Raw genomic sequence first — 6,747 nt, 5'->3', positions numbered from 1 at the left:
TGTGCGGGTGGGACGTGGCCGGGCCGCGTCAAGTGCGCCGCGGCCCGGCCCCCGGCAGAGCGGGCCGCAGGCCAGGCGCCGCCCCGGGCCGTGTCCCGCCAGGGGCGCGGGGAACGGCGCGCTCAGCCACGGCGGGCCCGCAGCCAAGCGCGCCGCAGAGCGCTACGCCTCCGCGTGCCGCGTCAGGAACGCCCCCACCCGCGGCGAGCGCTGGTGGGGGACCAGGGTGCGAGCCGTGCCGGCCAGCATCGACCGGACGCGGGTCGAGCGGACCTCGGTCAGCAGGTCCAGGACCCGGCCGCCCGCCCAGGCGGCCTCGTCGGGCGCTCCCGCCCGGGCCAGGTCGTCGGCGAGCTCCGCCGTGTAGAGGGCGACGTTCCGCGCGAAGTGCGGGTCCTGGAGGTCCGCCGCACGCCGGGCGTGCCGGGCCGCGCGGGCGTGTTCCCCGAGGGCGGCCCAGCAGCGGGACTCCAGCGACTCCAGCTCGGCCTCGCCGAAGAAGGACATCCACTCCGGGTCGTCGGCCGACGCGCCCCGCGCGAACTCCGCGTGCGCCCGGGCCAGTGACTCCTCGCACGCCCTGCGGTCCCCGAGGCCCGCCCAGCCGCCGGCCTCCCGCAGTGCCAGCAGCGCCAGCAGCCGGGGCGAGCCGAGGGAGCGGGCCGCGCGCCGGCCCGCCTGGGCCGCCCGTACCGACTCGCGGTGGCGGCCGCGGTCCCGGGCCAGGAAGGCCATGTTGCTGAAGGCGTGCGCCTCCAGGGCCGCGTTGCCCGAGACCCGGGCGGTGGCCAGGGCCTCCGCGTAGTGCGAGCGGGCGTCCTCGAAGCGGCCCGAGTCGTGCGCCAGCCAGCCCACCGAGACGGCCAGTTCCCCGGCCCCCGCGTGCAGCCGGTCCTCGGTGGACTGCCGGGTGGCCCCCGCGTCGAGCAGCGCGTACGCGGTCTTCAGGGGCTGCGCCGCCCGCCGGTAGAGGGTGTCGGCGCCGTGCCGGTCGTCCAGCAGCCGGATCTGCCGCACCGCGTCCTCGACCGCGGCGGCCTCGGCCTCGCCGGCGCGGGAGGGGAGCCTGCGGGCGTCGCCGAGCAGGGTGAGGCTGAGCGTCGCGGCGGCCACGGTCGCGGAGCCGCCCGTCATGAACGCGCGGCGCAGCACGTCGCTCTCCTTGGAACGCCGGACGAGGTGGGTGAAGACCGGCGGCGCCGGCAGTGCGCGCTGCGCCCCCCGGCCGCGCACCGCCTCGCGCGGGGAGAAGCCGAGGTCGGCCAGGGTGCGCCCGGGGAACATGTGGAGGAAGACCCGTTCGTAGGCGTAGTTGGGACAGCGGATCTCGCCCGACTCGACGCGGCCGATGTAGCGGGCGTCGCAGGAAACCGTTTCGCCGATCTCCCGGGCCGCGCGGCGGACCATGGCCGCGAACTCGGCGGGGGAGTGCTGTCCGCGCAGGCGGCGGAAGGAGGAGTTGGGTGAGTGGGGGGACGCCGCCATCAGGAACTCCCTCGCTGGGTACCCCCGGCTTTGGCCGGGGGGTGAAAGCGGTCCCTGCCCCGGAGGCGCGGAGCACCGGAGTGCTCTGCGGCTACGTGGTGACGGTCAGGCAGGACGCTGCTGGTTTTCGATACAAGGTCAGGCGGCACCGACCGGTGGTCGGCAAGGTCAAGACCGTGTCGGTCAAGCGCGAGGGAAAGCGCTGGTCCGTGGTGCTGACCGCGGAGCAGCCCCAGCCCCAGCCCCAGCCCGAACCGCTTCCCGCGACCGGGTCCGTGGTCGGAATCGACATGGGCGTCGCGCCGTTCCTCACCACCTCGGGCGGCGAGCACATCGCCAACCCGCGCCACGGGCGGAAGGCCGCCGCGAAGGCCGGCCCCAACCGCTCGATGGCCGACGCCGGATGGGGGGTGTTCCTGACGATCCTCACCGGCAAGGCTGAAAGCGCCGGTAGGAAAGTGATCGCCGTGGACCCCCGCAACACCTCCCGGACCTGCCCCGAATGCGGGCACGTCGCGAAGGAGAACCGGTCCACACAGGAGAAGTTCCACCGCGTCGCCTGCGGCCACCAGGCACACGCCGACGTCGTAGGGGCTTCCAACGTTCTGCGGGCCGGGCCGGCCCGTCGCGAAGCCCAACCGGCTCAGCGAGAAGCCCCCACCTTCAGGTGGGGGAGGAGTCACGGACGTGTGCCTCTCTGGACAATCCCAGGTGTCCCGCAGGACCCTGCCGATCCCTGTCGATACCTGTCGGTCTCGCCCCGGAGTCAGGGCTCCGGCGCGCATGAACGTACCGCCAGCGGCGGGTGCTTCATGCGGTGTTTGGCTACAAAACGGATATCTCACCCGCGATCCGCCATGAACTGCCATCCTTTGCGGCGTCTTGCCGCCGCACCCGTTGACGCTTCCGCGCGTTGAACCCATGCGGATACGGATCGAGGAGGGGTTCCCCTTGGTGGAGGCCGGCATGGACAGCATCGGAACGAACACCGCGCCCGGACCCGGCGCGACCTCCCCGGCCACGGCCCTGGTTCCGGCCCCGGGTCCGCAGGCCCCCGTCGCGGCCCCGGACCTGGTGACCGTTCCCGCCCGCCAGGGCCTTGAGGCGGTGGACATCATCCGGCGCGGCGCTGGCCTCGCCGCCCCCGGCGTCGGCCCGGTCCTGCACGACGGCTCCGGCGACACCCTCGGCTTCCTCGTCCCGCCCGGCACCGCCGACGCGTGGGACCTGCCCGGCAGTGCCTGTACGCAGACCAACGGGCGCGGCATGCGCTTCGGCGACCTCGCCGCCGCGCCCACGGCGGGCGGTACGGGCTGGCTGCTGCCCCCGGATGCGGTGGAGCCGGTCACCGACCCCGAGGTGCTGCGCGCGGCGCTGGGCGAGGCGGCCCGGCTCATCGAGGCGGCCGACAACTGTCGGTGATGCCCTGGCCAGCGATAATGGGAGCGTGGCAGGCAAAGGCAAAGGCAAAGGCAAAGGCAAGGGCAGCAAGGGCAGCAGGGGCAACAAGGACGGCGCGATACCGGCCGCCGGCCCGGTCTCCGGACAGGTGGGCGGCGGGCTGGCCGAGCTGGCACCGGACCGCGAGCGCTCCCGCGCCTGGACCCTGCTGATCGACGGCGCCCCGCAGTCCCACGTGGACCTGGACGACCCCGGCCACCTGGACTTCGCCTACCAGCGCCGGATCGGCCACCTGATCGACCTGATCGCGCCCGCCCGGCAGCCCCTGAACGTGGTGCACCTGGGCGGCGGCGCCTTCACCCTGGCCCGCTACACGGCCGCCGCGCGCCCCCGCTCCACGCAGCAGGTGGTGGAGGTGGACGCGGCCCTGGTGGCCTTCGTACGGGAACACCTGCCGCTGGACCCGCAGGCGCGGATCCGCGTACGGGCCGTGGACGCGCGGGCGGGGCTCGCGAAGGTGCCGGACGGCTGGGCGGACCTGGTCATCGCGGACGTGTTCAGCGGGGCGCGCACCCCGGCCCACCTGACCAGCGGGGAGTTCCTGGACGAGGTGCGCCGGGCGCTGGCGCCCACCGGCTGGTACGTGGCCAACCTGGCGGACGGCCCTCCGCTGGCGCACCTGCGGGGCCAGGTCGCCACGGCCGCCTCGCGGTTCGCGGAGCTGGCGCTGGCGGCGGATCCCGTCGTCTGGCGGGGGAAACGTTTCGGCAACGCGGTGCTCGTGGCCTCCGACCAGGAGCTGCCCGTGGCGGAGTTCACCCGCCGCGTGGCGAGCGACCCGCACCCCGGCCGGGTCGAACACGGCCGCGCCCTGGCCGACTTCACGGGCGGAGCCGCCCCGGTGGAAGACGCCTCCGCCGTCCCCTCCCCGCAACCGCCGCCCTCGGTCTTCCGCTGAGGCCCGCTACGGGTCGACGGTCTCCACCATCGGCGGGTGGTCGTGCCAGGTGCAGAACACCGACACCTCGCGGCCGCCCTGGGTGAAGGTGACCCGGATCCAGAAGTCCTGCTTCCACACCTGCATCCGCCAGCCCGCCTCCGGCGTCGCCGAGACCAGCCCGGCCGAGGTGGCCCCGAGGTCGAAGACGACCCGGCCGCCCGACACCGAGTAGCTCTTCACCGTGCCGGACCCGCCACCCTGACCGCCCTCCGGGTACGGGCTCCGGCCGGGCGCCGGCGCCTGCTTCGACCGCGCGGACGCCGAGGGAGCGACCCCGGCCCGGTCCGGCGCGGACGCGGAGGGCGACGGGGACGCGGACGGGGAACCGGAAGGCGAGGGCGTCGGATCCGGCTCCCGGGTGGAGGAGGACGAGGGCGTGGCGTCCGGCGCCCTCGCCGTCAGCGGCACCGCGCGCGGGGGATCGTAGGCCGTACCGGACATGACCGTGTGCACACCCCACCACGACAGGGTCACGGCGGCCGCGGTCGCCAGCACCCAGGCCATGGCATGTACAGGTCCTCGTCGCATCAGGGCACATAGTGCACCACACGTCACAGACCTGTCCCGGCACCTCCCCGGGTCCCCCGGATGGACTACGGTGCGCCCATGGCTAGTGTGCTCGTGGTCGAGGACGACCAGTTCGTACGTTCCGCCCTCATCCGGCACCTGACCGAGGCCTCCCACACCGTGCGGAGCGTCGGCACGGCCCTGGAGGCCCTGCGCGAAGTCGCCCACAACCGCTTCGACGTGGTCATCCTCGACCTCGGACTGCCCGACCTCGACGGCTCCGAGGCCCTGAAGATGCTGCGCGGCATCACCGACGTGCCGGTCATCATCGCCACCGCCCGAGACGACGAGGCCGAGATCGTCCGGCTCCTCAACGACGGCGCCGACGACTACCTGACCAAACCCTTCTCCGTCGAGCACCTCTCCGCCCGCATGGCCGCCGTCCTGCGCCGCGCCCGCGCCGCCGCCGGCGCCGAACCCCCCTCGCGCGTCCTGCGCGTCGGCGGCCTCGCCATCGACCCCCTGCGCCGCCAGGCCGAACTCGACGGCGCCGTACTCGACCTCACCCGGCGCGAGTTCGACCTGCTGACCTTCCTCGCCGGCCGGCCCGGTGTGGTCGTGGCCCGGCGCGAGCTGCTCGCCGAGGTCTGGCAGCAGTCCTACGGCGACGACCAGACCATAGACGTGCACCTGTCCTGGCTGCGCCGCAAACTCGGCGAGACCGCCGCCCGGCCCCGCTACCTGCACACCCTGCGCGGGGTCGGCGTGAAGCTGGAGCCGCCGCTGTGAGGTGGACGCCGTGAGATGGGCGCTGGTCAAGGTGTGCCTCGCGGTCACGACCATGGTGGTCCTGGCCTTCGCCGTGCCGCTGGCGATGGTGGTGCGGGAGATGGCCAGCGACCGGGCCTTCTCCAACGCCGAACGGCAGGCCGCCACCATGGGGCCGACCCTGACCGTCACCACCGACCCCGCACAGCTGCGCCGGGCCGTGGAGTCCACCGAGATGGGCGCCGCCGGACGGATGGCCGTGCACGTCCCCGCGATCGGGGGCGCCGCCGCCGTGGACATCGGCGAAGGCCGAGCCGGCGCCCACGCGGTCGCCGAGACCCGCTCCCTCGGCCGGGCGACCACAGCCCGCGTCCCCGGCGGGGGTTCGGCCCTGCTCCAGCCCGTCGCCCTCGGCTCCGGGGACATCGCGGTCATCGAGATCTACGTCCCGGAGAGCGAGGTCAGCAACGGGGTCACCACCGCCTGGCTGGTCCTCGGCGGCGTCGGACTCGCCCTCGTCATCGGCTCGGTGGCCGTCGCGGACCGGCTCGGCGCCCGCCTGGTGCGCCCCGCCGAACGGCTCGCGGACGCCGCGCACCAGCTGGGGGAGGGCAGGCTCGGGGCCCGGGTGCCGGAGGACGGCCCCAAGGAACTCCGCTCGGCGGCCGTCGCGTTCAACTCGATGGCGGACCAGGTCGTGGAACTCCTCGCCAACGAGCGGGAGCTCGCCGCCGACCTCTCGCACCGGCTGCGCACGCCCCTGACCGTGCTGCGGCTCAACGCGGCCTCCCTGGGGGACGGCCCGGCCGCCGAGCACACCCGGGCGGCGGTCGAGCAGCTGGAGCGGGAGGTCGACACGATCATCCGCACCGCCCGCGAGCAGCGCCCGCCCGCCAGCACCGCCACCGCCGGCTGCGACGCCTCCGAGGTGATCCGCGACCGGATGGCCTTCTGGTCGGCGCTGGCGGAGGACGAGGGCCGCGAGGTCCGGCTCGCGGGCGTGGACCGCACCGTGCGCATCCCGGTTGCCCGCCCCGAGCTGGCGGCCGCCCTCGACGCCATGCTCGGCAACGTCTTCCGGCACACCCCGGAGGCCACCCCCTTCGCGGTGGACGTGCACGACGCCGGGGACGCCGTCATCGTCCTCGTCTCGGACGGCGGCCCCGGCATCGCCGACCCCGACGCCGCCCTGCGGCGCGGCAACGACGGCGCCCGCGACGGCTCCACGGGACTCGGCCTGGACATCGTGCGCCGGGTCGCCGAGTCCACCGGCGGCGACGTGCGGCTGGGGCGCTCGGTGCTCGGCGGGACCGAGGTGCGGGTGTGGATCGCGCTGGACGGCCGGGCCCGGCGCGGTGAGGGCGGCCGCCGCGCCCGCCGCAAGCGCCGCGGCGCCTGACGCCGGCGCCCGACGCCGGCGCCCGACCCCCGCCAAGGGCGGGCGCCGACGACGTACCGGGAATCCGGGATCTTGGACGGAGACGTTCCGCCGAGCCGTGGAATACCGTACGGATCGCGCCAGTTGGGGGCCGGTACACGCCGGTCCCCGGAGCGGCCGCATCCCGCACCGGCACGTGCAGAACCGA

The 6,747-nt window shown here is 75.0% G+C and carries 6 protein-coding genes and 1 pseudogene; 5 read left to right on the top strand and 2 right to left on the bottom strand.

Going from position 1 to position 6,747, the window contains the following annotated elements; all coding sequences use genetic code 11:
- Positions 1–162: 162 nt before the first annotated feature.
- On the bottom strand, positions 163–1,485 hold the full coding sequence (locus tag SSNG_RS12575; RefSeq protein WP_007264207.1) for a hypothetical protein: 1,323 nt from the start codon (positions 1,483–1,485) through the stop codon (positions 163–165).
- Positions 1,486–1,619: 134 nt separating this feature from the next.
- On the opposite strand from SSNG_RS12575, the pseudogene SSNG_RS39495 reads away from it, so the two are divergent.
- The 3 genes and pseudogenes from SSNG_RS39495 to SSNG_RS12560 form a co-directional block, all read left to right on the top strand.
- Positions 1,620–2,102: pseudogene (locus SSNG_RS39495) on the top strand (transposase); the annotation flags it as partial.
- Positions 2,103–2,451: 349 nt separating this feature from the next.
- Positions 2,452–2,907, top strand: a complete 456-nt coding sequence (locus SSNG_RS12565; RefSeq protein ID WP_007264205.1) for a hypothetical protein — start codon at positions 2,452–2,454, stop codon at positions 2,905–2,907.
- A 97-nt stretch (positions 2,908–3,004) separates the two neighbouring features.
- Entirely contained in the window at positions 3,005–3,844 is an 840-nt protein-coding gene (locus SSNG_RS12560; protein WP_241695226.1) for a fused MFS/spermidine synthase, read from the top strand.
- 6 nt (positions 3,845–3,850) lie between these two features.
- Here SSNG_RS12560 and SSNG_RS45255 read toward each other — a convergent pair whose 3' ends face one another.
- Positions 3,851–4,066 carry a hypothetical protein gene (locus SSNG_RS45255; RefSeq protein ID WP_347232446.1) on the bottom strand — a complete coding sequence of 72 codons (216 nt, stop codon included), beginning with the start codon at positions 4,064–4,066 and terminating at the stop codon, positions 3,851–3,853.
- Positions 4,067–4,492: 426 nt separating this feature from the next.
- On the opposite strand from SSNG_RS45255, the gene SSNG_RS12550 reads away from it, so the two are divergent.
- A complete protein-coding gene (locus tag SSNG_RS12550; protein ID WP_128636943.1) occupies positions 4,493–5,182 on the top strand; it encodes a response regulator transcription factor in 690 nt (229 codons plus the stop codon).
- Positions 5,183–5,192: 10 nt separating this feature from the next.
- A complete protein-coding gene (locus SSNG_RS12545; protein WP_042803398.1) occupies positions 5,193–6,560 on the top strand; it encodes a HAMP domain-containing sensor histidine kinase in 1,368 nt (455 codons plus the stop codon).
- The last annotated feature ends 187 nt before the right edge of the window (positions 6,561–6,747 follow it).

This window comes from Streptomyces sp. C (assembly GCF_000158895.1).
GTDB lineage: Bacteria > Actinomycetota > Actinomycetes > Streptomycetales > Streptomycetaceae > Streptomyces > Streptomyces racemochromogenes.
The sequence above is the reverse complement of the archived record's forward strand: the minus strand, read 5'-3'. Positions and strand labels throughout refer to the sequence as shown.

Bases quoted from the DNA above. Each gene is read 5' to 3' on its own strand.
- SSNG_RS12565 (WP_007264205.1), top strand. From the start codon at position 2,452: ATGGACAGCATCGGAACGAACACCGCGCCCGGACCCGGCGCGACCTCC.
- SSNG_RS12550 (WP_128636943.1), top strand. From the start codon at position 4,493: ATGGCTAGTGTGCTCGTGGTCGAGGACGACCAGTTCGTACGTTCCGCC.
- SSNG_RS12575 (WP_007264207.1), bottom strand. From the start codon at position 1,485: ATGGCGGCGTCCCCCCACTCACCCAACTCCTCCTTCCGCCGCCTGCGC.